This is a genomic window from Plantimonas leprariae, assembly GCF_008802405.1.
Taxonomy (GTDB): Bacteria; Pseudomonadota; Alphaproteobacteria; order Rhizobiales; family Rhizobiaceae; genus Plantimonas; species Plantimonas leprariae.
Genome location: NZ_VZDO01000002.1, coordinates 380336 through 401981, shown reverse-complemented (window position 1 = coordinate 401981; position 21646 = coordinate 380336). Strand labels below are relative to the sequence as shown.

Genomic DNA, 21646 nt, shown 5'->3' with positions numbered 1-21646 from the left:
GGGCGAGGCGCCCGTGCTCGGACCGATCGACCCGCGCGTCCACGGCACCGGCCCGAAGCCGATGCCGGCAATCGCGGCAGAATAGCAGGCTGCGCCGTCGACGTCGAAGCCGCGAACGAGCGGACGCTCTGATCCTCGCGTCGCCCCAGGGCTGGCGCTTGGCAGCGTTTTAGCCGTGATCGCCCTCGTGGAAGCAGGCCGATCTAAGTAACGCTGGAAGGCGGGCAGCCGGCGCGGCCGAGATGCCCGACCGTCATGGCGAGTAAGACGGTCGCGAAGAAGGGGAAGGACGCGAGCGTCGAGAAGCGTATCGGAAGGACCGGGCCTGACGCGAGCCGAACGCGGCTGGTTCCAGGTGAGGACGGCGCTCGCCTTTCCGGCGGCGTCCCGACCGGAAAGCATCGCCAGTGCGCTTCCGACCGTCACATCACACTCGCCGTTCGCGCCGGCGCTGCCCTTCGTCAGGCGGATGGGGATCGGCCTTCTGGCTGGCTTGCTCTTCCTCGCGGCCTCGGGTCTCATCGTTCATGGCTTCCGCGATCGATGCGGACGATGGGTATGTCGGCAAGGCCGCGGTGCCGGAGCCGAACGGCGGTTAGCTGGCCGATGTGAAGACCTGGTCGGCGAAGGTCGCGCGTTCCCGCTTGCGCGAGACAGCGATGCGCCGATCTTCGCGGGCCGACCCAACCCGTCTCGCCCTGGCGTCCGAGCAAAGGCCGCATGTCATCGCCGAAGCAAGCGGTAGAGCACGAAGGACACGATGCCGGCGCTGCCGGCCAGGATCAGAACAGGCCGAACACCCGCACGTCTGGCGGCGCGGTCCAGAAGTAATTCCAGTCCGCCCGCCATATTCGTAGCCAGCGGAACAATTTGCGTGTCGAAGAACAGCTTGGGCGCCGATGGTCCGGTCGACTTCTTCAGAAGATAATGGCGACCGACGGTCATGGAACTATCCCTTAGGCTGGCATGGATTAACTCGCGTGGAGGTGGGCAGCTCAGCCCTATAGTCAACGCTGGCCCGGACGGCGGTTTCGTGGCTGCCTTCTCACGGCTGGAGTGCTTCCGTTGAAGAAACCCACGTTCAAGCCGTACCGGCTTCCGTCCGGCGGCTGGGGCTCGGTGCGGTCGGTGCGAGAGATCCTGCAGCGCGAGGGGGTGCTGGCCAGCGCGGGGATCGCCCTGACGCGCCATAACAAGGTCGACGGCTACCAGTGCAACAGCTGCGCCTGGGTGAAGCCGGCGACGCCGCTGCCGTTCGAGTTCTGCGAGAACGGCGCGAAGGCGGTGGCCTGGGAGATCACCGCGCACCGCTGCACGCCGGAGTTCCTCGCCGAGCACACGGTCGCCGAGATGCGGGAGTGGGACGACTACCATCTTGAGCAGCCGGGACGTCTGACGCATCCCATGCGCTACGATGCGGCGAGCGACAAGTACGTGCCGGTCTCCTGGGGCCACGCGATCGAGGAGATCTCCCGCGAGCTACGCGCCGTCGCGGACAAGCTGAAAGGCACGGTGTTCTACTCGTCCGGCCGCCTGTCCAACGAGGCGAGCTATCTCTACTCCCTCTTCGCGCGGCTCTACGGCAACAACAACCTGCCGGACTCGTCCAACATGTGCCACGAGACGACGTCGGTGGCGCTGCCGGCCAGCATCGGGCAGGGCGTCGGCACGGTGGACCTCGGCGACTTCGCCCATTCCGACTGTATCATGTTCTTCGGACAGAACCCGGGGAGCAACTCGCCGCGCATGCTGCATCCGCTGCAGGAGGCGAGCCAGCGCGGCGTACCGATCATCACCTACAACCCCTTGAGGGAGCGCGGCCTCGAGCGCTTCCTGAACCCGCAGTCGCCGACGGAGATGCTGACCGGCAGGGAGACCCGGATCAGCTCGCAGTATCACCAGGTGAAGAACGGCGGCGACCTCGCGGCACTGACCGGCATCTGCAAGGCCGTCCTCGCCATGCACGACGAACGGAAGTCTGCTGGCGGCGACGCCGTTCTCGATGAGGCGTTCATCGCGGAGCACACGCACGGCTTCGAGAGCTTCGCCGACTGGCTCCGGCGCCAAGACTGGGACGAGCTCGAGCGCCGCTCGGGACTGCACCGCGCCGACATGGAGTCTACGGCGACGGTCTATGCCGGCTCGAACGCCGTCATCGGCATCTACGGCATGGGGCTGACGCAGCATCAGGCCGGCGTCGAGACCGTGCGGCTCCTAGTGAACCTTCTCCTGATGCGAGGCAACATGGGCAAGTCCGGCGCCGGCATCTGCCCGGTGCGCGGCCACTCCAACGTGCAGGGGCAGCGCACGATGGGCATCACGGAAAAGCCCGAGCTCTTTCCGCTGGACCGGCTTGGGCAGCAGTTCGGCTTCGAGCCGCCGCGCGAGCCCGGCTACAACACGGTGGAGGCCTGCGAGGCGATCCTGAAGGACGAGGTCCGCGCCTTCGTCATGATTGGCGGCAACTTCGCCCGCGCCATCCCGGACCACGGGCAGATGGAGCCGGCGTGGCGGCGGATGCGCCTGACGGTGAACGTCATCACCAAGCTCAACCGCACGGCGCTCCTGCCGGGTGAGATCAGTTATATCCTGCCCGTCATCGGCCGGCTGGAGATCGACCGGACGGCGGCGGGCCAGCAGGTCCTGTCGATGGAGGACACCTCGGCCTGCGTCCACGGCAACCGGGGCGTCCGCCTGCCGGCCTCGCCGCACCTCATCAGCGAGATCCGGCTCCTTTGCGAGCTCGCGAAGCTGACGCTCGATCCCAATCCGCGGGTGCGGTGGGACGACTACATGCGCGACTACGCCGAGATCCGCAAAGAGGTTGGCGAGACGCTGCCCGATTCCTTCTACGACTACGAGCGGCGCATGTGGGAGCCGGGCGGCTTCCAGCGCGACCTGCCGGTGAAGCGCCGGGAATGGCGCACGAAGTCCGGCCGGGCCGAGTTCGTGACGCCGACCGGGCTCGACGAGGACATGGACATGCCCGGCGTCGGGCACGAAGTCCTGCGCCTGATGACGCTGCGCTCGAACGACCAATTCAACACGACGATCTACGGCTACGACGACCGCTTCCGCGGCATCAACAACATCCGGAAGGTGGTGCTGATGAACCGCTCCGACATCGACCGGATGGCGCTGCGTGTCGGGCAGGCGGTGACGCTCCGGACGGTGGCGAACGACGGCGTCGACCGCCGGCTGCCCGGGATGATCGTCGTCGCCTACGACATCCCGATCGGCTGCATCGGCGGCTACTATCCCGAATGCAACGTCCTCATGCCGGTCTGGCACTACGCCGCCGGCAGCAAGACGCCGGCAGCGAAATCGATTCCCGTGACGGTGCATAGCGAGGACGACACGGTGCTCGAGCCGCAGATGGAATACGCCACGGGGTGAGGCCTCGAACCATACCTGAACCGGACGGCAAGTTCCAAAGGCGCATACGCGTTCAGGTCCGCGGAAAGCGCGACGTCGCGATTGCGTGCGCCAACGCGGATGACCGGAAGACCGTCGCTTCCGCCAAAAAATTTGCCGGGCCGGCACAGCGGCAAAGCAGCAGATTGCGTCGCGAAGGAATATCGACTGTCGCACCGCACGGCGCGGCAACTCCGTTGTAACTAAGCAAATTCGTTCGATTCCATTGGCCGATCCCGACGATCTGGACGAGCTTCAGCGGCGTTGTTTCATAAACCAGAAGAGGATGCGTTTAGCGATGACCGATCCCGACGTTCTCCTGCAGCCCGGCTGGCGCGAGTCGCGCAAGGTCGTCAACGGTCTGTCGCTGCACGTCGTCGAAGCCGGCCGAGAGGGCGGCCCGCTGCTCGTGCTGCTGCACGGTTTTCCCGAGTTCTGGTGGGCTTGGCGCCATCAGATCACGCCGCTCAGCGATGCCGGCTACCACGTCGTCGTGCCGGACATGCGCGGCTACAACACCAGCGACGCGCCGCAGGAGGTCACGGCCTACCACATCGACACGCTGGCTTCGGACGTAATCGCGCTCGCCGACAGCTACGGCGCCGAGCGCCTCCATCTCGTCGGCCACGACTGGGGCGCGGTGATCGGCTGGTGGGTCGCGGCGCGCTATCCCGACCGGCTGCACCGCGTCGTCCTGATGAACGGTCCGCACCCGGACATCTGGACCCCGCAGGCACTCCGGCATCCAACGCAAGCCTTGCGCTCGACCTACGTCGCGTTCTTCCAACTGCCCTTCGTGCCCGAAGCGACGCTAGGCGGCTTCGACTTCAAGGGGTTGCGCACCATGATGACGGCGAGCGCTAAGTCCGGCACGTTCGAGCCGGACGCGCTCGACCGCTACGCGGAGGCCTGGTCGCATCCCGGCTCGCTCACCGCCATGCTGAACTACTACCGGGCGCTGCGCGAGCGCCCGATCGCAGGCGAGCCGGCCCGCCTCGCGCCGCCGACGCTGATCCTCTGGGCCGGCAACGACACGTTTCTCGAGCGCCACGTCGCGGAAGCGGGCCTCGCGCTGTGCGACGACGGCCGGCTGGAGTTCGTCGAAGGCGCTAGCCATTGGCTGCACATCGAACGGCCCGAACGCGTGAACCCGCGCATCGTCGAGTTCCTGAAGACCGGTCGGTAGGAGCGCCGCAGCCGAATCGGCGACCGGATCAGAGTCCGAAGAACCGTCGGAAGCGTTCGACCACCGCTTCGCTCGCCTCTTCCGGCACGAAATGCCCGCCCGGCAGTTCCCGGCCATCGACCGCCTCGGCCCAGGGCTTCCACAGCTCGACGCCGTTCCGGCCCTTCAGCGACCCGCTCTCGCCCCAGAGGACGAGCAGCGGCTGCGCCAGCCGCCGGCCGCCCCGGTCGGCCTCGTCGAACTCGCGGTCGGCCGTCCAGCCGGCCCGGTAGTCTTCGCACCAGCCGTGTACCGTCGCCGGATCGGCGGCCGCGGCGACGTAGTCCGCGACGCTCGCCTCCGGGAAGGCGAAACCCGGGCCGCCCTGGCGCGCGAGGATGGTGCGGACGAACCAGGCCGGGTCGGCGCCGATCATCCGCTCGGGGATGCCGTCCGGCTGCGCCAGGAACGGCCAGTGCCACATCTTCATGGCCTGCGCCGCATCCATCCGCGCCCAGACGTCGGCGGTCGGCACGATGTCGAGGCAGGCGAGCCGCGTGACGGCGTCGGCATGGTCGAGCGCCAGGCGGTAGGCGATCCGCCCGCCGCGGTCGTGTCCGGCGATCATGAAACGGTCGAAACCGAGGGCGCGCATGGTGGCGAGCTGGTCGCGGGCCATCGCCCGCTTCGAATAGGCTTCGGAGCCATCGCCGCCCTCGGGCTTCTGAGAACGGCCGTAGCCGCGCAGGTCCGGCACGACCACGGTGAAGTCGGCTGCCAGTGCCGGCGCGACGGCGGCCCAGCACATCCGGGTCTGCGGCCAGCCGTGCAGCAGGAGGAGGGGCGGACCGGAGCCGCCGACCAGCGCGTCGACCTCGATCCCGTCGCCCGGCAGCTGCCGTCGCTCGAAGCCCGGAATGACGCCCTCGCTCACGGCGTCGTCCGTCACCCCGCCGAGCCGGGCTTCGACATGCCGCGATGGATCTGGGCGGCGACCTTGTCCGGCAGCATGTCGGCGACGACGCCGATGATCTTGTTCTTCGCGGTCGGCGTCACCTTGTCCTTGTCGGATTGCAGCGCCGCGAAGGCGGCCTTCGCGACCACTGCCGCGTCGTCCTTGGAATCGGAGGCGCCGGCCTTGGTGTCCAGCATGTCGGCGCGCTCGAAGAAGTCGGTTTCCGTGACGCCGGGCAGGAGCACCGTCACGCCGACATTGGTGTCCTTCAGCTCGTTGCGCAGCGCCTCGCCGAACCATCGCAGGAACACCTTCGTCGCACCGTACACCGCCTCGAACGGGTCCGGCATGGTGGAGGCGATCGAGGAGGTGAACAGGATCTTGCCGCTGTCGCGGGCCACCATGTCCTTCAGGACGAGCTTGGTGAGCTGCACCGCGCCGCGCACGTTGAGGTCGATCATCTGCAGCTCGGTCTGGAGATCGGTCTCGACGAAGGGGCCGCCGAGCCCGATGCCGGCGTTGACGCAGAGGACGTCGACCGCGCGGCCGCTCACCGCCTGGGCGAGGCTCGCGACGCCTTCCTCGCGCGACAGGTCCGCCGCGTGCGTTTCGACGCGCCCGAGGCCGCTCGGCAGTTGCCGCGCCGCGTCGGCGAGGTGCTCCTGCTTTTCCGACGCGATCATGACGTCGTAGCCGTTCTCGAGGAACTCCCGGGCGAGCTGGTAGCCGATGCCGTTGGAGCCGCCGGTGACGACGGCGAAGGGGCGGGTCGTTGCGTTGCTCATTCCTGAACTCCGTTGCTCGTCGCGAACCTCCGGATGGAAAGGTCGTTCCGGCGGGGAGCGGCGGAAATGCATGGCCGGCTGGCCACTGGCGGAACGTCCGGGAAGTCCGGCTGTTGCGCCCGCGGGAGGCTTTGGACCTGCCGGGACCCCTCGAAGACCTGACACGAAGGCATTGCCATGAAGCTGGCGAACAAGCGCGCCCTCGTCACCGGGGCGGATTCGGGCATCGGCCAGGCGATCGCGGAACTCTTCGCGAAGGAAGGCGCCGACGTCGCGATCGTCTACCACACCGACGCGGACGGCGCGGCCGAAACCGGGCGCCGCGTCGAGGCGGCGGGCCGCCGGGCGCTCGTCATGCAGGGCGACGTCGGCGACCCGGCGTCGGTCGAACGGTTCTTTGCCGAAACCGCCGACGCGCTCGGCTGATCTTCCCCCACTGAGCGGGTCCATCCTGAAGTATGGTTTTTGCCATGGAGGAGGACCGCGAGATGGCTTTGAAGAGACACAGACCCGACGAGATCATTACGAAGTTTCGGCAGGTTGAGGTGCCGCGCGGGCAAGGGGTGGCGATGGCCGACGCCGTCCGGCAGCTCGGCGTGTCGGAGCTGACCTTTTACCGCTGGCGTAAGGAATATGGCGGCATGAGCCGCGACCAACTCCGCCAGATGAAGGAGTTGCAAGAGAAGAACGAGCGGCTGCGCAAGGCGGTAGCCGATCTGACGCTCGACAAGCTGATCCTGTCGGAGGCGGCCCGGGGAAACTTCTGATGCCGTTCGAAGAGTCACGTGCCTCTTCGAACCGTCGTCGCGCTTGGCAATCGATCACGTCCGCACGGTTTTGCCGAAAAAGGTCTCCGAACGCCGGGTCTGCCGGGCCTTGGGCCAGCACCGTTCGACGCAGCGGCGCCGGCCTCGTGGCCGGGATGACGAAGCGCAACTGACCGATGACATCGTCGAGCTCGCCCGTCGCTACGGCCGCTACGGCTATCGCCGGATCGCCGCGCTTTTGCGCAGTCAGGCGGGCTGGGCGGTGAACGACAAACGGGTCGAGCGCATCTGGCGACGCGAGGGGCTGAAGGTTCCAGCCAAGCAACCCAGGCGAGGCCGGCTCTGGCTCGCGGACGGATCGTGCATCCGCCTGCGGGCCGAGCGGCCCAACCACGTGTGGTCCTATGACTTCGTCGAGGACCGAACCCATGAAGGGAGAAAGTACCGGATGCTCAACGTCATCGACGAGTTCACCCATGCGGCGCTCGCCATCCGGGTCGATCGCAAGCTCGGTTCGCTCGATGTGATCGACGTCCTGTCCGACCTCTTCATCCTCCATGGCGTGCCGGAAAACATTCGCTCCGACAACGGCTCGGAGTTCATCGCCAAGGCGGTGCAGAAATGGATCGCCGCTGTTGGAGCGAAGACCGCCACCATCGCACCCGGCAGTCCATGGGAGAACGGCTTCGTCGAAAGCTTCAACGCCCGCCTGCGCGACGAACTCCTCGACGGCGAAGTCTTCTACAGCCTCGCCGAAGCCCGGATCATCATCGAAAGCTGGCGGCGCCATTACAACGTCGTGCGTCCGCACTCCTCGCTCGGCTACAAACCGCCAGCCCCGGAAGTCTTCGTGCCCGCCCTTGTCTCAGCACCTACACACCGTTCGCTGGCCCAACAGCCGACGATCCACTAACATTCCAGCCGGACGCCTCAGCGGGGGCAGGTCAGTAGTACGCCACCTTCTCGCTCAGTTTGCGGTCGAGTCCAACGCGATCCTGCAGCATAGCCCGCAGCGTCTCGATCTGGATCGTCATCAGGAACTCGACGACCGCCTCGATGCGTCCGGAGCGGCTGTCCGAAGTTCCGAACATTTTCCTTGCCCCCTCCCGCGCCGATCCACGTCTTCGAAAGCTCTCGACGATCGGACACCGGACAGCCCGCCAAGCACGCCGACACCGGCAGGCTAGTTGGCCCCTGCGGAAGTGCAGGCTAGACCGACCGAATGACATATTTCGAAAGCCTGCTGGCGCTGCTGCTCGCGGCGGTGATCCTGCTGCAGGGGGCGCGTCGGCTCTCGCTGCCCTATCCCGCGTTGCTCGCCGCGGCCGGCGTCGCCGTCGCCTTCGTTCCCGGCGTGCCGATCATCGCGATCGAGCCGGGCACGGCGCTGGCGCTGTTCATCGCGCCGGCGATCGTCGATGCCGCCTTCGATTTTCCGCTCGGCACCGCTCGCCGCTTCTGGGCGCCGCTGGTCGCCTTCGCGGTGTTCGCCGTCCTCGCGACGACGGCACTCGTCGCTTGGGTCGGATGGGCATTCGTCGGCATGCCGCTGGCGGCCGCCGTCGCGATGGGCGCCATCGTCGCTCCGCCCGATGCGGCTGCGGCGACGGCGGTGCTGAACGCGGTCTCGATCCCGCGCAGTTCGGATGCGGTCCTGAAGGGCGAGACGTTGTTCAACGACGCCACGGCTCTGCTGCTTTTTGCTGGCGCCCTGGCCGTGCAGTCGAGCGAGGATGTCGACGTCGGTGTCGGGTTGAGCCTCGCCGTCGCCGCGCCCCTCGGCATCCTTTTCGGGATCGCGAGCGGCGTCGTCTACGGCCGCCTGAACCGCTTCGTCGCCGGAACGCTGGGAGGAACGCTTCTGCAGTTCCTCAGCTCTGCCATCGTCTGGATCCTTGCGGAGCGCCTGCATCTTTCCGCGGTGCTCGCCGTCGTGGCCTACGCGATGACGCTCGCCCGCCGCGCCGAGTTCGAAATCGCGCCGCGGGTGCGCGTCCATTCCTATGCGGTCTGGAGCGTCGTGATCTTCGTTCTCAACGTCGTCGCCTTCCTCCTGATGGGCATGCAGGTACGCGTGATCCTCGGCGACATGCAGCCCGATCGTCTCGGCGACGCGCTGGCGCTGGCGGGAATGGTGGTCGTTGTCGTCGTCGTCGCGCGACTCGCCGTCGTGGTCGGGTTCAACCGGTTGAACGCCTGGCGCTCGCGTCGCCGCGGCGAACCCGAACCGGCGACGATCCAACAGGCGGTGCTGGTCGGTTGGTGCGGCATGCGCGGGCTCGTGACGCTGGCCGCCGCCTTTGCGTTGCCGGCCGACTTCCCGCAGCGTGAGACGGTGGTGCTGGTCGCCTTCGCCGTCGTGCTCGCAACCCTCGTCGCGCAAGGGCTGACGCTGTCGCCGTTGATCCACTGGCTGAAGCTCGACCGAACCGACGTCTTCGGTTCGGAACTTCGCGGTGGACGCTTGAGCTTGGCAGAGGCGGCGTTGCGGACGCTCGACGGCGCCGTTGGTCCCGAGGCGGACCATCTCCGTTATGCTTACAGCGTCGAACAAGCGGCGGCTGGCGATCCGCCGCACGCCGCTGCCATCGACGAGCGGCGGCGTTTGGGGCTCGCGGCCGCTCAGGCCGAGCGCCGGGCCCTGCACGACATGCGCGTCGATCACAGCATCGGCGCCGACGCTTTCCTTGTCCTGCAGGAGGAGATCGACCTGCGCGAACTGGCACTCCAGCACGACGATGATCAACGTATCGAAGAAAGCTGATGCGGCCAGTGCCGCAGGTCGTCGCGAGCCTGCCGGAACGCCTGCGGGATCGAGGGCCCTTCGGTGCGGCAGCGGTTGCAACAGCTCGCCGCACCGACACGTTCGAGCGAACCGTAGCTGGCGGATGAGAGGAGCGGTGCGGCATCGGAACGTCACGGTTCGCTTCGGTCTTCCTCGCACAGCCAAGGAGGCGACGATGTCCGACAATCCCGCGACCGAAAACCCGAACGACAAGATGCCGGCCGGCAAGCCGCTGGAGCATGACGAGATCGTCTCGGACGATGACGATCAATCCGTCGAGGACCGAGCACCGGGCGATGGCACGACCGCGTCCGAGGCGCCGGAACTGACGGACGACGACAATGATCTGGTGAACGTCGGCAAGTTCACCGACCCCGCAGCGGACGCCTGACGACCTGCTCGACGGGCATTTTTGTCCATCCTCTGTCTCCAGAGACCACCGGTCACTTGGACTTGGCTGCCAAGCACCGTCCGCAACGAAGGACAGGAAGCACATGGGAACGACGTTGACCGCGCAGTTCGAAACGCGGCGCGAAGCCGAGATGACGGTGGAGCGTCTCGCTCAGGAGTACGACGTCGACCGCGCCGACATCTTCATTGCCGCCGTCGGCAAGGAGAATACCGTCGGCGAGGAACTCGCCGGATCAGACAGGCGGGGCGGCGATCCAGGCGGCGAGGACCGGCACGACGCAGCGCTGAACGGCTCGATCGAGGTTTCGGTCGACATCGAGGATGAAGGCTTGGCGAACAGGATTCGCGATGCGTTCGCGGAGTTCGGCGCTCACGACGTTGCGCAGTCGTAGCGCATCCCCAGCCCTCCGACGTCTGGTACCGGTCGTTTGAGTTTGTCCTCGACCGTGCCTACCGCGCCCGAGGGGTGCAGATCATCTCGCGGGTCGAGCGATCGCCATCATCCAACTGGCATCAACGCTTGCCGGAAGCCGGCGGCGAGCCCGCCTCCGGGCTTGGCAGCTTCGGGAAGTTCGAGCCTGCCTGCGACGCATTTGCGGACGCGGCTGGTGCTTCGGCATTCCGGGCCATGAACACCGCGAAGAGAGCCAAGGCGAGAACGAGGACGAGAACGGCGCTGCCGACAAGGTAGCCGCGTCGGGACTGTGGCGGTTGACCGTTGTCGGGCATGCGGCTTTCCCGGAAAGGCGACCCGTTGCGGAGGGTCGGATGGGTGGAGCTGTCGTCCCATGAGAGACGAAGCTGGAAGCGGCCCCGCGCCAACGCGTTCCCGCACCATTGCGTAGCCAGCGGTGCATGCCTCGGAAGAGCCGGAACTTTGCCATCGCCCATTGCTGGGCTTAGCGTGTGATGATGATGACGCCGTCCGAATGTCGCTCCGCCCGTCTCCTTCTCGGATGGTCGCAGTTGCGTCTGTCGGAGGCGTCCGGCACCGATGCGGCGGCAATCCGGGACTTCGAGACGGGGCGGCTGCCGCCGAAGGAGGGCAATGTCGCCGCGCTGCAGCGTGCGCTGCAGGATGCGGGCGTCGAGTTCGTGTCGGAGATCGGTGGCGGCACTGGCGTCAAACTGACGGTGTCGAAAGGCAACGGCTGAACGTGCCGAACCAGCCGTAAAACCTGGGTGTCACCGTCGCCTCGGCAGCGCTCGCCTCAAAGGTTGCCGCCGAACGAATAAGCCTCGGACATTGCGGAACGGTTCGGACGGAGGGGTACTTACCCTCTGATACGGTGTCGGATTTTCTACGCATCTGCGTGACGTGATCACTCGTCCGGCCGACCAGAAACTGCATCAACGTCGATTTGCAGCTTAGCGCGCCGGAGCCTTGCTCGTGCCGGTCGCTGATGTGCGGGCACCATCGCTGGCTCTCGAAGTGATCGCCGATCGTGATGCCTGCATCCGGGAGACGGCAGCCCGGCCTCGTGCCGAAGACTTGGCATCCTTCGAACCTAGCCGTGCCGGATGGTCGAAGCACTGGCATCGACAGCTTTACCTTCGACCGTCCCCAGCGCCCCGCGTGAGCGCTCATGAGCATATTGGAACCCCATCATGCCCTTCTGGAACACGTATCCACTGCGCGACCCCGTTGCCGATCATGGCGACCTGAGTGCCGGCCTAACATCGCGGAGCCTGAGCGGACCCGAACGCGACGTCGCTCGCGCACGAGGGGTTGTCGAAGCCACCCACCGGGAAGGCGAAAGGTGGGCGAACGCCAAGCCCGCCTCTGTCCCGATTGAACATGAAGGACCAACATCATGAGCGACACGCCCTTCGACCAGGGAGTGCAAGCCCGTTTGAACGACTTGCCGACGGCGGCCTGCCGATACCCTCAGGGCTCGACGATGCAGCGCGGGTGGATGAACGGCTGGAGTGAGCGGCAGGTCGTTGAACGGACGCACCGTTCCCTCGCCATCGACGAACTGAACGTCGAGGATCTGTTGCATGATCCCGCGCCGGCCGCGATCGCCAAGTTGTTTCGCCCGACCGGCGATCCGGACGAAGGGTGACGGTCATGCCGAGCCGCTCCATCGAAACCACCGTGACGTTCGCGAACCCGTTCGCGATCGGCAACACGACCGGACCGAAGCCTGCCGGCACCTATCGCGTCGTGGTCGACGAGGACGAGATCATGGGGATCTCGTTTCTCGCCTACCATCGGGTGGCAACCCTGTTTCATACGCCGGCCATCGGCACATTCGGCAGCCAGCAGGTGTTCGACGTCGACCGAGAGGACCTTGATGCGGCGCTGGCCGCCGACGGCGAGGACCGCCCGCGGATTCATGCCGACAACTTTTGAAGGATGACGGTCATGGCGATCGGCCAATGGTTCAACGAAGGCGCGTCGGCGCAAAGTGCCGGCACGGATCGGGGTGCCTGCCCCTATCGGGACGAGGACGCTCGGAACGAGTGGCTTTCCGGCTTCGACGAGGCGACGAAGTTCGAGGCTGTCAACGCAGCGGATGAAGCCGACCGAGCGAACCTCGCCATGACCGGCACGAACTCCGAGGTAAGATGATGATCGACCGCAACGCGATGATCGCAAAGATCGAGACGATCCTGGACCAGTTCGACCGCGGCAACGGCCGCAAGACGAGCGGTGGTCCGGTGAACAACGATCTGGCGCGCGAGATCGTCCAGCGCCTGCAAACGGACGGCGATCTGAAAGCCGATCAGGATGCGCCCGACATGGAGATGCGTCGCGAGCACCTGAACTGATGGGCTTGCAAGCCGAGGGGCTCGCAGCGCCAGCGGCAGGATCGAGCGCCGTACCGCAACGTGTGAACCGGCTGGCGCCTCGTGATGGTTGGCGCTGACGACGCCGGTTGAATCCGGATGTGGTTCGGCAGCTATGAAAACAATGGCTTACGCCTCGGGTCGAACGGCCGTCACCGGCGTTGCTGTGTGAAGGACCTTCCCATGAACAACGAACGAGACTCGGCTCGGCGCGGGCGAAATATGGACGCCGACGCCGTCGCATCACGATCGGGCGCGCCGATCGAACACGCCAAGGACGCCGTCAAGGAAACAGGCTCCGCTGGCAAGGACGCCGAGGAGGCTGCGGCCGTCGCGCGGACGCGAAATTCCAGTCCGTCGGAGCGCTGAGATGGATCTCACGGACAGCGAGCGATTGGCACTCCTCGGCATGCGCGCCCTTCGCACCGCCGACGGCGGTGCCGAGGCGTTCGTCGGACTGAGCGGCGAGGAGAGTGTCGAGTTTCTGCCGCTCAACCGGAAATACGAAGACTGCACCGGCTTCTCTCGCGGCGAGCAGGGGCGCTTTCGGGAACTGCGTGCCAAGCACGAGGCGGCTCGCCAATCCATCATGCAGGGACGGGTCAGGGCGTCGTGACCATCGCATGTCGATCGGCTGCGGGACACGACGTTTGACCATCGGGTTCGCGCCAGCAAGGAAAGCTCGGTGATAACCAAGGCGCTTCTGTTCGACGTCGACGGCACGCTCGTCGACAGCAACGATCTGCACGTCCAGGCGTGGGTCGATACCTTCGAGCATTACGGTCACGACCTCGGCTTCGACGCCGTCCGCAACCAGATCGGCAAGGGCGGTGACACGCTGCTACCGGCGCTGCTGGACCGGACAATCGTCGAAGCGGACGGCGAGGCCATGTCGACGATGTGCACGCAGATCTTCAAGGCCGACTACAGCGATCGGGTCGTGGCGTTCCCGGCGGTCCGCCCGCTTCTCGAACGGGCCGTCGCCGACGGCTGGACGATCGTTCTCGCGTCCTCGGGTCAGCCCGAGGAGGTCGAAGCGAGCCTTGCGCTGATCGGATGCGAGGATCTGATCTCCGGCGTGACCACGACGGAGGACGCGGAAACCTCGAAGCCGGCGCCCGACATCTTCGCGGCGGCGCTGAAGAAGTCCGGCGTCGCAGCATCCCAAGCCATCGTCGTCGGCGACACGCCCTACGACGTCGAGGCGGCCCGCAAGCTCGACGTTCGAGTCGTGGGACTCCGCTGCGGCGGTTTCCCCGACGATGTCCTTCTCGCGGCCGGTGCCGCCGAGCTCTACGACGACCCGGCCGACCTACTCGAACACTATGCGACTTCGATCCTGGCGACCTAACGGGTGAGTGTCGGAACAGCGACCGATACGGATATCTTCGCGAGCATCGACGCCGCTCGCCTGACGCATGAGAAGAGGCCGATCGGCGCGAGCGGACGGCGTGGGAGAACACCGCATGCGCTCGAACGCACCGAATAGCCACTTCTATCGGCAACGGGCAGAGGAAGTGGAACAGCAGGCTGCGACGGCCGTCCTCCCGATGGTCAAGGCGAACCTCGTGGAAGTCGAGCGAGCGTGGCGTTTGTTGGCGGCGGGCGCAGCAGACGTCGAGCGAGAAAGACAGCGCTCGACGGGCTAGAGTTTCGGTCAGGATCCGGCTTCCGCCAAACGGCGCGTGATGTCGATCGGTATCCAAGGCGTCGAGGTTCATATCAAGCCATCGAAACGGAATGCCAGTGGTGGGCTGCGTCCGCTTCACATGCTGTTCCAGTTGCGAGGTTTGTCGGCGTCGAGGTTGAATGGAGAAGGTGCGAATGATCACGGAAACCGTCTACCGATCGTCGAACGGTGACGACTGGCAACTGGAGCGCGAGGCGAGCGGTGCCGCGACCGTCGTGCATCGGGCCAATCCCGGCTCGGGCGGCAAGATCACGCGCATGCCGGTCGACGAGTTCCTGGATCGGCACAGCGATGGCAGCCCGGAATCGCAGGACGTGCGGGAGGCCTTGGCGAGGTCGCCGGATCGCTAGCGGCCTTACGACATTCCCGGGTCCGGATGGGAACCGGCCATGTGCGCTGGGCGCTCCCCGTTCCAGTCGAACGAAAGAGCTACCCATGTCGAACATCCCGACGCTACCCGATGCCGACGTTCAGGAGCCGATTCCGGGCGAGGAGTATGACGATGATCTCGTCGGCGAGCCGATGGAAGACGACGCTCCGGCGGAACTCCCCGAACCCGACCTCGTGAACGGCCATCCGGACGGCGGACTGGAACAGCCTGACTGAACGCGACTGCCGCCCGTGGGCATCCGATCGACATCTGACGACATGCGTCAGCCTGCGTGCCGCCGTGCATCACCACGTGCCGTCGATGCGATCGAAGTCGTTTCCCGACCAACAGCATTCTGTATGGCGCGGCCCGACGGCTCGAACTGAACCATCAGGGGCTCGTTGCGGCAACGCGGCGCTCGCGTCGCGCGATGCGCCATCCTGCGCCGGGACATCTCGCAATGACCGACTTCCATCGAGCCACCACGGTCGTCGAACCGGGTACGGCGGTCCCTGGTTCGGCGGCATCGGAAGCGTACGTGATGCTGATGAACAGGGTGTCCTGGGGCGCGATCTTCGCCGGCGTCGTGGTGGGACTGATCGTGCAGGTTCTCCTGACGATGCTCGGCGTCGGGATCGGCATCGGCACGCTGGATCCGGGAACCGGCGACAACCCGGCCGCCTCCACCTTCTCGATCGGCGCCGGCATCTGGTACGTCCTGACGGGTATCGTCGCCGCCTATGTCAGCGGCTACATCTCCAGCCGCATGTCCGGCAAGACGGTTGCGACCACCGGCGCGCTGCACGGTCTGACGACGTGGGCGTTCACGACCCTCGTCATCCTCTACCTTCTGACCAGCGCGGTGGGCGGCATCGTCGGCGGCGCCTTCTCGGGGGTAACGAGCGCGATCGGCGGCATCGGTTCGACGGCCGCCCAGACGGCCGCGCCGGCCTTGGCCAATTCCAATCCGCTCGACGCGATCGAAGGCGAGGTGCGGGCTTCCGGCACCGATCCGCAGGCTCTCCAGACCAAGGCCGTCAACTCGATCCGCGCGCTCGTGACGAGCGGCGATGCCGGCAAGGATCAGGCGCGCAGCCAGGCGGCGCAGGCGCTGGCCCAGGCTCGCGGCATCCCGGAGGATCAGGCGCAGAGCCAGGTCGCCGACATCGAGAAGCGCTACAACGACGCCGCGGCGGCCGCGCAGCAGAAGGCGACCGACGCCGCCGATGCCACCGCATCGGTCGTGTCGAAGGGCTCGCTCCTCGCCTTCGTCGCGCTGGTGCTCGGCGCCATCGCCGGCTGGCTCGGCGGTCGCTCCGGCGTCGTCCACCCGGTCTACGCCGACCGCATCGTCCCGACACGTCGGTCGGTCACCGCTCCCGACCGCCCTTAGTTTGGCAGACCGTGCCCGGCGTCGTGGAAGTTCGGGCATCAGGGACGCTCAAACTCGGACGACTACACGCCGTTTCCGACGTAGTAGCCGCCCGGGGTCTTGATGAACTCGTCGCCGCCGACATAGCTGCCGTCAGGCGCCTGAACGAAGCGCGTGCCCCCGACATAGGTGCCGTCGGGAGCCATGACGTAGCCATCGCCACCGACATAGTCTCCCGCTGGCGTTCGTATCGCCCGGCTGCCGGACACGTATGTCCCGTCCGGCGCGATCGTGAACGTATCGCCGCCGATGTAGCGGCCGTTCGGCGTGACGTGATAGCGCATCGGGTGTCGGAGGGGCGGCCGTTCTCGGATGCAGATGGCTCGCTCGGCGAGCGAGAAGACTCCGGCGATGCCGAAACCCTCGGGTCGGGCGACGCGGGCGCTACTTGACCGAAAGCACGTCGCCGCTGCGGCGATCGACGACGACGTCGATGTCCCGGCCTCTGCGGTCCGTTCCTTCGACGCGGTAGGATCCCCGTGTGCTGCGAACGTTGTCCACGTCTCGCAGGCCCTGCCCACGCGCGATGCGTACGGCTTCCCGCTCCGATACCTCTCCTCGCGTCGAGCGCTCCGTGCGCGCTCGACCGGTATCGCGGGGGTCTTGCAACGTCACGCCGTCGCGGCCGATCGTGACGCCCTGCGCCGTCGCGGGCGCCGCCAGCGAGACCAGGGTCAGACCGACGATGCCGACTTGCTTGATGCTTCTCATGGCCATTTTTGGATCCAAACTTTTTCGTCCCATTCGAATTCGCAATCCCGCGCGGCCATTGTCGTTCCATTTCAATGGGTTGTTGGGTGGCTACGCATCCAAGTCGCGCGATTTTGCGGCGAGTGGAACCATGGTCTCGGCTCGCTCAAAGCTCGCCGCGGACCTGCCCGTGCGCGAGCGCGGCAAATAGGCCCGTGCCCCCGACGATGTTGCCGAGAAGCGAGGGCACGACGAAGTCGCCGAGCGCCCAGCTGAGGCTCGCCCTGCCGGACAGCCAGAGCAGCCACGCTTCCGTCGAGCCGGCGACGACATGCGTGAAGCCGCACAGCGTGATGAGGTAGGTGACGGTGAGGATCACCCAGAACTCGCTGCCCTTCGCGCTCGGCAGGATCCAGGCGACGGACGCGATCAGGAAGCCCGCGGGCATGGCGAGCAGAAACGTTCGCCAGGCATCATGCTCCTGAAGCGAGGCCGAGAGGGTGATGGCGGCATCCAACTGCTCGCGGGAGACGATGACCTCGTGGGCTATGAGCCACGCCACCAGCAACGTCCCGGCGAGGTTGGCGGCGAAGACGGCACTCCAGAGCTGTGCCAACCTCAGGACGTTGCGAACCGTCGGATGTGTGGCGAGGGGAAGCACGGCCGTCACAGTGCTTTCCGTGAAGAGCTGGAGACGGCCGAGGATAACGATGAGGAAGCCCGCCGTGTAGCCGAAGCCAACGACCAGCTCGCGCCAGGGCACGTCCGGGAGCCGGCTCTGCAACGCCGCTTCGGCGAGCAGGGAGACGCTGATCGCCGCGCCCGCGCTGAACCCGGACAACAGGAGCGAGGTGAGAGGACGTTCCAGTTCCTCGTCGCCCTGCAAGCGGATCGTCTCGTGCACGACGCGGGCTGAGCCGCGCTTGCGATCCGAGACGGCGCCGTGCTCTTCCTCCGAAAGCGCCGAGGACGGCCTCGCCTCGTCGTCGGCTGCGCGAGCGGATGGATCGGCATCGGCCATGCAGCGGATACGGTCGGCCGTGTCACGAGTTCCCGATCGACCCGGTTCGAGGTTGGCCCACGATGCCGTCGGCATATCGTGATGGAGGGCTCTGGCGTGCGGATGCGCGTTCTCCCTCTATGGGCCTTGTGTCGTCCGCGACTGCCCCCACGTGTTTGTGCAGTGCACCCATTACCTCGTGATGCACTGGCCGGCTTGGCCACGTCGTCGCCACGAGGTTTGGATCGCCGCTTCATGACCCGCCGACTGCTCAACCTCCCATTGCCGGCGATCAGGCCTCGCGGCTCGCAGCGAGGCAGAAGCGACGACCGCCTACGGGAGCTTGCCGGCTTCGGCACCAATCCCGGCGCACTGCGCGCCCGCACCCACCTGCCGGCGAACCTGCCGCGATCCGCACCGCTCGTCGTCGTGCTGCATGGCTGCACGCAAACGGCGGCCGGCTACGACCATGGGTCCGGGTGGTCGCGGGTCGCCGACCTCGGCGGTTTCGGGCTCCTGTTTCCCGAACAGCGCCGCGAGAACAATCCGAACCTGTGCTTCAACTGGTTCGTCCCCGACGACATCCGCCGCGACAACGGCGAGGCCGCTTCGATCCGGCAAATGATCGCGGCGATGATCGAAAGCCATTCGATCGATGCCGAACGGATCTTCGTCACCGGCCTTTCGGCCGGCGGCGCGATGGCGGCAGTGATGCTCGCGACCTATCCGGAGGTCTTCGCGGGCGGCTCGGTCATCGCGGGTCTGCCCTACGCTTGCGCCGCAAACGTGCCGCAGGCCCTGAAGCGCATGCGCGGCGAGGGATCGCCGAACGCGTCGCTGCTGGCCGACCGGCTGCGGCAGGCCTCCGGCCACCGGGGAGGCTGGCCGACGCTGGCGGTCTGGCACGGCGCGGCCGACGCGACGGTTCATCCGTCGAACGCGGAGGCGACGCTGGCGCAGTGGCGCGCCGTTCACGGACTCGGCGAGCAGCCGGACCGCAGCGAGATCGACGCCAGTGTATCGCGCCGCGTATGGCACGCGGCCGACGGTCGCGCGGTTCTAAAAGCTTATACGATCGCCGGCATGGGGCATGGCACGCCGCTCAACACTTCCGGGCTCGACAGTTGCGGCGTCGCCGGTCCATTCATGCTGGATGTCGGCATTTCCTCGACGTGCCACGACGCGCGTTCGTGGGGATTGCTCGACCCGGCGACCGTGGTCGACACGGGGTCGAAACGAGAGAAGGCCGCATGGCCTGCTGGTGACGGGACCGGGAAGCCGACGCTCTCGCAGCTCGATCCGCAGGGTCTGCTCCGGCCCGGACATACGAACGGAACGAGTTCGGCGATCGGCGGGGTCATCGAGAACGCGCTGCGCAAGGCGGGGCTGATGCGCTAGGAGCCGGATCGAGCAGGACCAATTTCGCGCGGCGTCGAATGCCCAGCCAACGGACCGCGCCGTCGCTCGGCCGCCGGATGCGGTACTCGAAGGTGACGCGCTCGCCCAAGCGGACGCGGCGGATCGTGTCGACGGCCCTGGCCCGGTCTTCCGGCAGGATGAGTTCGACCCAGTTGCGGAAGTTGTTGCCGGCGAGCGCCTCGTTCAGCGGCATGCCGTAGATCATCTCGAAAGCTGGCGTCAGGTAGGTCCAGTTCAGCGTCTCGGCATCGCGGATCCAGAGGACGTCCGTCGACGCCTCCCGGAAGCCGCGCAGCCGCTCCTCGCTCTCGCGCAAAGCAGCTTCCGCACGCTTGCGGCTCGTGACGTCGTCGAAGACAATGGCGATGCGATCATGGCCGCGAACGGGCGAGACCTGGACGTTGTACCATCGGGAGGTCGGCGCATTGTACATCCCGGCGCGCTCGGCGACGCCGGACGTCGAGACTCGATGGAAGAGTTCCAGCCAATACGGTTCGACGTTCGGCATGAACTCGCTGCCGAGTTTGCCGATGGTCTCTCTTGGCAACCCCGTGGCGCGTTGGTGCGCCGGGTTGGCTTCGAGCAACCGGTAATCGACGACCTGGCCTGACTTGTTCCGGATCATCTCATGGATGAGGAACCCCTCGTCGATCGATTCGAATACGGTGCGGTACTTCTCCTCGCTCTCGCGCATCGCCACCTCGGCGCGAGCGGCTACGAGGGCCGCTCAGGTCCGGTCCGCCGATTGCCGCACGACCGCTATCTCGGATGAGCTCCATCTCCGAGGCGTGCGCTCGAACCAACGTCCATGGTTGAAGGCGACGCGCTCGGGCTGCGGGCCGACGAGACGCAGACAATGCCGTTGGTACGTTAGCGCACGGCAGCGTCCTTGAGTTGCTGCCGTTGTGCGGTCATGGCCAAATTCGTCTCCGACAACCGGCGCCAGGCTGACCTTGCCGAAGATGCGGGAAAGCCTAAACCGCCTGATCCAGCTGTCAGGCAAGCCGAGGTGGTTGCCTTGGCAAACGAGCTTTCGATCGTTCTTAGAAACGCGGGGTGGATCGTCGACGTCGCACCATTCGAGATTGACGACTATCGTACGACAACGCTGACGATCGCTGCTAAGAATTCGACGAAGTTGCAATGAATGGCCAAACGCCAGTCGACATCAGAATTTGTCGAAGGCCATTAATGAACAGACGGCCGCCTCCCGAACAGGCGTTCGTATTCTGCTTCGGCGAGGCCGTAGCTGTCATCCGCCAACTCCATCAGCTTGTCGCGGTCGCGCACGTTGATGATGCCGCGGGTCGCACGGATCAGGCCGTTGCCTTCGAGTACGTGGAGCGCGGTCGTCACGCTGGAGCGGCGGGTGCCGAGCATCAGGGACAGGAACTCGTGCGTCAGCGGCAGGTCGGCCCGCCCGAGCCGGTCCTGCGTCATCAGCACCCAGCGCGCCAGCCGCGCCTCGACGTCGAAGTTGGCGTTGGCATAGGCCGTCTGTGCCGTCTGGATCATCAGGAACTGCACGTAGCGGAGAAGGCAGACATGGAGCGTCGCGCTTTCGCCGACGGCAGCGTGCAGCCAGTCCGTCGCCATGCGCAACGCCTCGCCGTCGGCCTGGACAAGCGAGGAGATCGGGCTCGTGTCGGTGCCGAGCAGCGCGTTGACGCCGACCAGCCCTTCCGGTCCCACCATGCCGACCTCGATCCGCGCGTCGTCGTTCTGCGCGATCAGCGAGACCAAGCCGCGCTCCACGAAGAAGACATCTTGGATCGGCGCGCCGGCAGGAATCACGGTGCTGCGAAAGGTGAGCGGCACTGGTTCCAGATGCGGCTCGAGCAGCGCGAAGTCGTCGGCCGAGAGCGACGCCAGTATGCGGTTGCGGACGGAGGATTGCGAGAGGGAAGACATCGCTCGCCCCTTCTCTTGGGGCAAGAGCGCATCGCCTCTCCCAGTCACGTGCGCCCGGA

30 protein-coding genes are annotated in these 21646 nt (G+C 66.4%); 20 read left to right on the top strand and 10 right to left on the bottom strand.

Annotated features, from left to right (window positions below):
- Window positions 1–723 precede the first annotated feature (723 nt).
- Window positions 724–945, bottom strand: a complete 222-nt coding sequence (locus tag F6X38_RS04585) for a hypothetical protein (protein WP_150968342.1) — start codon at window positions 943–945, stop codon at window positions 724–726.
- Between the two features lie 120 nt (window positions 946–1065).
- Here F6X38_RS04585 and F6X38_RS04580 point away from each other — a divergent pair, with 120 nt between their 5' ends.
- Both F6X38_RS04580 and F6X38_RS04575 read left to right on the top strand, forming a co-directional pair.
- Window positions 1066–3396: an FdhF/YdeP family oxidoreductase gene (locus tag F6X38_RS04580; RefSeq protein WP_150968341.1), complete on the top strand. Its 2331-nt coding sequence runs from the start codon at window positions 1066–1068 to the stop codon at window positions 3394–3396.
- Window positions 3397–3712: 316 nt separating this feature from the next.
- The gene (locus tag F6X38_RS04575) at window positions 3713–4600 is read left to right on the top strand and encodes an alpha/beta fold hydrolase (RefSeq protein WP_150968340.1); all 888 of its coding nucleotides are present in this window, start codon (window positions 3713–3715) and stop codon (window positions 4598–4600) included.
- Between the two features lie 28 nt (window positions 4601–4628).
- On the opposite strand, the gene F6X38_RS04570 is transcribed toward F6X38_RS04575, so the two are convergent.
- Window positions 4629–5513 carry an alpha/beta fold hydrolase gene (locus tag F6X38_RS04570; RefSeq protein WP_150968339.1) on the bottom strand — a complete coding sequence of 295 codons (885 nt, stop codon included), beginning with the start codon at window positions 5511–5513 and terminating at the stop codon, window positions 4629–4631.
- A gap of 11 nt (window positions 5514–5524) precedes the next feature.
- The gene (locus F6X38_RS04565; RefSeq protein ID WP_150968338.1) at window positions 5525–6319 is read right to left on the bottom strand and encodes an SDR family NAD(P)-dependent oxidoreductase; all 795 of its coding nucleotides are present in this window, start codon (window positions 6317–6319) and stop codon (window positions 5525–5527) included.
- A gap of 177 nt (window positions 6320–6496) precedes the next feature.
- Between F6X38_RS04565 and F6X38_RS04560 the strand changes: the two genes are divergently transcribed.
- Complete coding sequence (locus tag F6X38_RS04560) at window positions 6497–6745, top strand: SDR family NAD(P)-dependent oxidoreductase (protein WP_150968337.1); 249 nt, start codon at window positions 6497–6499, stop codon at window positions 6743–6745.
- A gap of 62 nt (window positions 6746–6807) precedes the next feature.
- A protein-coding gene (locus tag F6X38_RS04555) for an IS3 family transposase (protein WP_425482819.1) occupies window positions 6808–7999 on the top strand; the annotation gives its coding sequence in 2 pieces (ribosomal slippage) (window positions 6808–7082 and window positions 7081–7999; 1194 coding nt in all).
- 31 nt (window positions 8000–8030) lie between these two features.
- Here F6X38_RS04555 and F6X38_RS23280 read toward each other — a convergent pair.
- Complete coding sequence (locus F6X38_RS23280) at window positions 8031–8177, bottom strand: hypothetical protein (protein WP_161992619.1); 147 nt, start codon at window positions 8175–8177, stop codon at window positions 8031–8033.
- Window positions 8178–8308: 131 nt separating this feature from the next.
- Here F6X38_RS23280 and F6X38_RS04550 point away from each other — a divergent pair, with 131 nt between their 5' ends.
- The 3 genes from F6X38_RS04550 to F6X38_RS04540 all read left to right on the top strand — a co-directional run bounded on the left by F6X38_RS04550 (window position 8309) and on the right by F6X38_RS04540 (window position 10674).
- Window positions 8309–9850, top strand: coding sequence for a cation:proton antiporter (locus tag F6X38_RS04550; RefSeq protein ID WP_150968335.1), 1542 nt, complete (start codon window positions 8309–8311; stop codon window positions 9848–9850).
- A gap of 196 nt (window positions 9851–10046) precedes the next feature.
- On the top strand, window positions 10047–10262 hold the full coding sequence (locus F6X38_RS04545; protein ID WP_150968334.1) for a hypothetical protein: 216 nt from the start codon (window positions 10047–10049) through the stop codon (window positions 10260–10262).
- 103 nt (window positions 10263–10365) lie between these two features.
- Entirely contained in the window at window positions 10366–10674 is a 309-nt protein-coding gene (locus F6X38_RS04540; RefSeq protein WP_150968333.1) for a hypothetical protein, read from the top strand.
- Between the two features lie 121 nt (window positions 10675–10795).
- Here the strand turns inward: F6X38_RS04540 and F6X38_RS04535 are convergent, their stop codons facing one another.
- Window positions 10796–11011 carry a hypothetical protein gene (locus F6X38_RS04535; protein ID WP_150968332.1) on the bottom strand — a complete coding sequence of 72 codons (216 nt, stop codon included), beginning with the start codon at window positions 11009–11011 and terminating at the stop codon, window positions 10796–10798.
- Between the two features lie 186 nt (window positions 11012–11197).
- On the opposite strand from F6X38_RS04535, the gene F6X38_RS04530 reads away from it, so the two are divergent.
- The 11 genes from F6X38_RS04530 to F6X38_RS04490 all read left to right on the top strand — a co-directional run bounded on the left by F6X38_RS04530 (window position 11198) and on the right by F6X38_RS04490 (window position 16528).
- Window positions 11198–11437, top strand: coding sequence for a helix-turn-helix domain-containing protein (locus tag F6X38_RS04530; protein WP_246191190.1), 240 nt, complete (start codon window positions 11198–11200; stop codon window positions 11435–11437).
- Between the two features lie 659 nt (window positions 11438–12096).
- Window positions 12097–12348 carry a hypothetical protein gene (locus F6X38_RS04525; RefSeq protein ID WP_150968330.1) on the top strand — a complete coding sequence of 84 codons (252 nt, stop codon included), beginning with the start codon at window positions 12097–12099 and terminating at the stop codon, window positions 12346–12348.
- 5 nt (window positions 12349–12353) lie between these two features.
- Window positions 12354–12638 carry a hypothetical protein gene (locus F6X38_RS04520; RefSeq protein WP_150968329.1) on the top strand — a complete coding sequence of 95 codons (285 nt, stop codon included), beginning with the start codon at window positions 12354–12356 and terminating at the stop codon, window positions 12636–12638.
- Window positions 12639–12650: 12 nt separating this feature from the next.
- Window positions 12651–12857, top strand: coding sequence for a ribosome modulation factor (locus tag F6X38_RS04515; RefSeq protein WP_150968328.1), 207 nt, complete (start codon window positions 12651–12653; stop codon window positions 12855–12857).
- Window positions 12857–13057, top strand: a complete 201-nt coding sequence (locus F6X38_RS04510) for a hypothetical protein (protein WP_150968327.1) — start codon at window positions 12857–12859, stop codon at window positions 13055–13057. Before F6X38_RS04515 ends, F6X38_RS04510 begins: the two co-directional genes overlap by 1 nt.
- A 240-nt stretch (window positions 13058–13297) precedes the next feature.
- A complete protein-coding gene (locus tag F6X38_RS23275; RefSeq protein WP_161992618.1) occupies window positions 13298–13444 on the top strand; it encodes a hypothetical protein in 147 nt (48 codons plus the stop codon).
- 1 nt (window position 13445) lies between these two features.
- Window positions 13446–13691 (top strand): hypothetical protein, encoded by a 246-nt coding sequence (locus F6X38_RS04505; RefSeq protein WP_150968326.1) that lies wholly within the window; start codon window positions 13446–13448, stop codon window positions 13689–13691.
- Window positions 13692–13760: 69 nt separating this feature from the next.
- On the top strand, window positions 13761–14426 hold the full coding sequence (locus F6X38_RS04500; RefSeq protein WP_246191189.1) for an HAD family hydrolase: 666 nt from the start codon (window positions 13761–13763) through the stop codon (window positions 14424–14426).
- A 473-nt stretch (window positions 14427–14899) separates the two neighbouring features.
- A complete protein-coding gene (locus F6X38_RS04495; protein ID WP_150968325.1) occupies window positions 14900–15115 on the top strand; it encodes a hypothetical protein in 216 nt (71 codons plus the stop codon).
- Window positions 15116–15200: 85 nt separating this feature from the next.
- Window positions 15201–15371: a hypothetical protein gene (locus tag F6X38_RS23270; protein WP_161992617.1), complete on the top strand. Its 171-nt coding sequence runs from the start codon at window positions 15201–15203 to the stop codon at window positions 15369–15371.
- A gap of 305 nt (window positions 15372–15676) precedes the next feature.
- On the top strand, window positions 15677–16528 hold the full coding sequence (locus F6X38_RS04490; RefSeq protein ID WP_202617924.1) for a PhnA-like protein: 852 nt from the start codon (window positions 15677–15679) through the stop codon (window positions 16526–16528).
- Between the two features lie 62 nt (window positions 16529–16590).
- Here F6X38_RS04490 and F6X38_RS04485 read toward each other — a convergent pair whose 3' ends face one another.
- The 3 genes from F6X38_RS04485 to F6X38_RS04475 all read right to left on the bottom strand — a co-directional run bounded on the left by F6X38_RS04485 (window position 16591) and on the right by F6X38_RS04475 (window position 18278).
- Window positions 16591–16851, bottom strand: coding sequence for a hypothetical protein (locus tag F6X38_RS04485; protein ID WP_150968324.1), 261 nt, complete (start codon window positions 16849–16851; stop codon window positions 16591–16593).
- A 100-nt stretch (window positions 16852–16951) separates the two neighbouring features.
- On the bottom strand, window positions 16952–17278 hold the full coding sequence (locus F6X38_RS04480) for a PepSY domain-containing protein (RefSeq protein ID WP_150968323.1): 327 nt from the start codon (window positions 17276–17278) through the stop codon (window positions 16952–16954).
- Window positions 17279–17423: 145 nt separating this feature from the next.
- Window positions 17424–18278: a formate/nitrite transporter family protein gene (locus F6X38_RS04475; RefSeq protein ID WP_150968322.1), complete on the bottom strand. Its 855-nt coding sequence runs from the start codon at window positions 18276–18278 to the stop codon at window positions 17424–17426.
- Window positions 18279–18512: 234 nt separating this feature from the next.
- On the opposite strand from F6X38_RS04475, the gene F6X38_RS04470 reads away from it, so the two are divergent.
- Window positions 18513–19655, top strand: a complete 1143-nt coding sequence (locus F6X38_RS04470) for an extracellular catalytic domain type 1 short-chain-length polyhydroxyalkanoate depolymerase (RefSeq protein WP_150968378.1) — start codon at window positions 18513–18515, stop codon at window positions 19653–19655.
- Here F6X38_RS04470 and F6X38_RS04465 read toward each other — a convergent pair.
- On the bottom strand, window positions 19615–20370 hold the full coding sequence (locus F6X38_RS04465) for a PAS domain-containing protein (RefSeq protein WP_150968321.1): 756 nt from the start codon (window positions 20368–20370) through the stop codon (window positions 19615–19617). The genes F6X38_RS04470 and F6X38_RS04465 overlap by 41 nt on opposite strands.
- Window positions 20371–20589: 219 nt before the next feature.
- Between F6X38_RS04465 and F6X38_RS04460 the strand changes: the two genes are divergently transcribed.
- On the top strand, window positions 20590–20823 hold the full coding sequence (locus F6X38_RS04460; protein ID WP_150968320.1) for a hypothetical protein: 234 nt from the start codon (window positions 20590–20592) through the stop codon (window positions 20821–20823).
- 41 nt (window positions 20824–20864) lie between these two features.
- Here the strand turns inward: F6X38_RS04460 and F6X38_RS04455 are convergent, their stop codons facing one another.
- The gene (locus F6X38_RS04455) at window positions 20865–21587 is read right to left on the bottom strand and encodes a Crp/Fnr family transcriptional regulator (RefSeq protein ID WP_150968319.1); all 723 of its coding nucleotides are present in this window, start codon (window positions 21585–21587) and stop codon (window positions 20865–20867) included.
- Window positions 21588–21646: the final 59 nt, after the last annotated feature.

Coding starts and splice junctions, on each gene's coding strand:
- F6X38_RS04510 (WP_150968327.1), top strand. CDS start 12,857: ATGATCGACCGCAACGCGATGATCGCAAAGATCGAGACGATCCTGGAC.
- F6X38_RS04460 (WP_150968320.1), top strand. CDS start 20,590: ATGGCCAAATTCGTCTCCGACAACCGGCGCCAGGCTGACCTTGCCGAA.
- F6X38_RS23270 (WP_161992617.1), top strand. CDS start 15,201: ATGTCGAACATCCCGACGCTACCCGATGCCGACGTTCAGGAGCCGATT.
- F6X38_RS04535 (WP_150968332.1), bottom strand. CDS start 11,011: ATGCCCGACAACGGTCAACCGCCACAGTCCCGACGCGGCTACCTTGTC.
- F6X38_RS04550 (WP_150968335.1), top strand. CDS start 8,309: ATGACATATTTCGAAAGCCTGCTGGCGCTGCTGCTCGCGGCGGTGATC.
- F6X38_RS04475 (WP_150968322.1), bottom strand. CDS start 18,278: ATGGCCGATGCCGATCCATCCGCTCGCGCAGCCGACGACGAGGCGAGG.
- F6X38_RS04480 (WP_150968323.1), bottom strand. CDS start 17,278: ATGAGAAGCATCAAGCAAGTCGGCATCGTCGGTCTGACCCTGGTCTCG.
- F6X38_RS04540 (WP_150968333.1), top strand. CDS start 10,366: ATGGGAACGACGTTGACCGCGCAGTTCGAAACGCGGCGCGAAGCCGAG.
- F6X38_RS04495 (WP_150968325.1), top strand. CDS start 14,900: ATGATCACGGAAACCGTCTACCGATCGTCGAACGGTGACGACTGGCAA.
- F6X38_RS04515 (WP_150968328.1), top strand. CDS start 12,651: ATGGCGATCGGCCAATGGTTCAACGAAGGCGCGTCGGCGCAAAGTGCC.
- F6X38_RS23280 (WP_161992619.1), bottom strand. CDS start 8,177: ATGTTCGGAACTTCGGACAGCCGCTCCGGACGCATCGAGGCGGTCGTC.
- F6X38_RS04485 (WP_150968324.1), bottom strand. CDS start 16,851: ATGCGCTATCACGTCACGCCGAACGGCCGCTACATCGGCGGCGATACG.
- F6X38_RS04470 (WP_150968378.1), top strand. CDS start 18,513: ATGACCCGCCGACTGCTCAACCTCCCATTGCCGGCGATCAGGCCTCGC.
- F6X38_RS04585 (WP_150968342.1), bottom strand. CDS start 945: ATGACCGTCGGTCGCCATTATCTTCTGAAGAAGTCGACCGGACCATCG.
- F6X38_RS04560 (WP_150968337.1), top strand. CDS start 6,497: ATGAAGCTGGCGAACAAGCGCGCCCTCGTCACCGGGGCGGATTCGGGC.
- F6X38_RS04490 (WP_202617924.1), top strand. CDS start 15,677: ATGCTGATGAACAGGGTGTCCTGGGGCGCGATCTTCGCCGGCGTCGTG.
- F6X38_RS04575 (WP_150968340.1), top strand. CDS start 3,713: ATGACCGATCCCGACGTTCTCCTGCAGCCCGGCTGGCGCGAGTCGCGC.
- F6X38_RS04565 (WP_150968338.1), bottom strand. CDS start 6,319: ATGAGCAACGCAACGACCCGCCCCTTCGCCGTCGTCACCGGCGGCTCC.
- F6X38_RS04455 (WP_150968319.1), bottom strand. CDS start 21,587: ATGTCTTCCCTCTCGCAATCCTCCGTCCGCAACCGCATACTGGCGTCG.
- F6X38_RS04530 (WP_246191190.1), top strand. CDS start 11,198: ATGACGCCGTCCGAATGTCGCTCCGCCCGTCTCCTTCTCGGATGGTCG.
- F6X38_RS04505 (WP_150968326.1), top strand. CDS start 13,446: ATGGATCTCACGGACAGCGAGCGATTGGCACTCCTCGGCATGCGCGCC.
- F6X38_RS04465 (WP_150968321.1), bottom strand. CDS start 20,370: ATGCGCGAGAGCGAGGAGAAGTACCGCACCGTATTCGAATCGATCGAC.
- F6X38_RS04520 (WP_150968329.1), top strand. CDS start 12,354: ATGCCGAGCCGCTCCATCGAAACCACCGTGACGTTCGCGAACCCGTTC.
- F6X38_RS23275 (WP_161992618.1), top strand. CDS start 13,298: ATGGACGCCGACGCCGTCGCATCACGATCGGGCGCGCCGATCGAACAC.
- F6X38_RS04525 (WP_150968330.1), top strand. CDS start 12,097: ATGAGCGACACGCCCTTCGACCAGGGAGTGCAAGCCCGTTTGAACGAC.
- F6X38_RS04545 (WP_150968334.1), top strand. CDS start 10,047: ATGTCCGACAATCCCGCGACCGAAAACCCGAACGACAAGATGCCGGCC.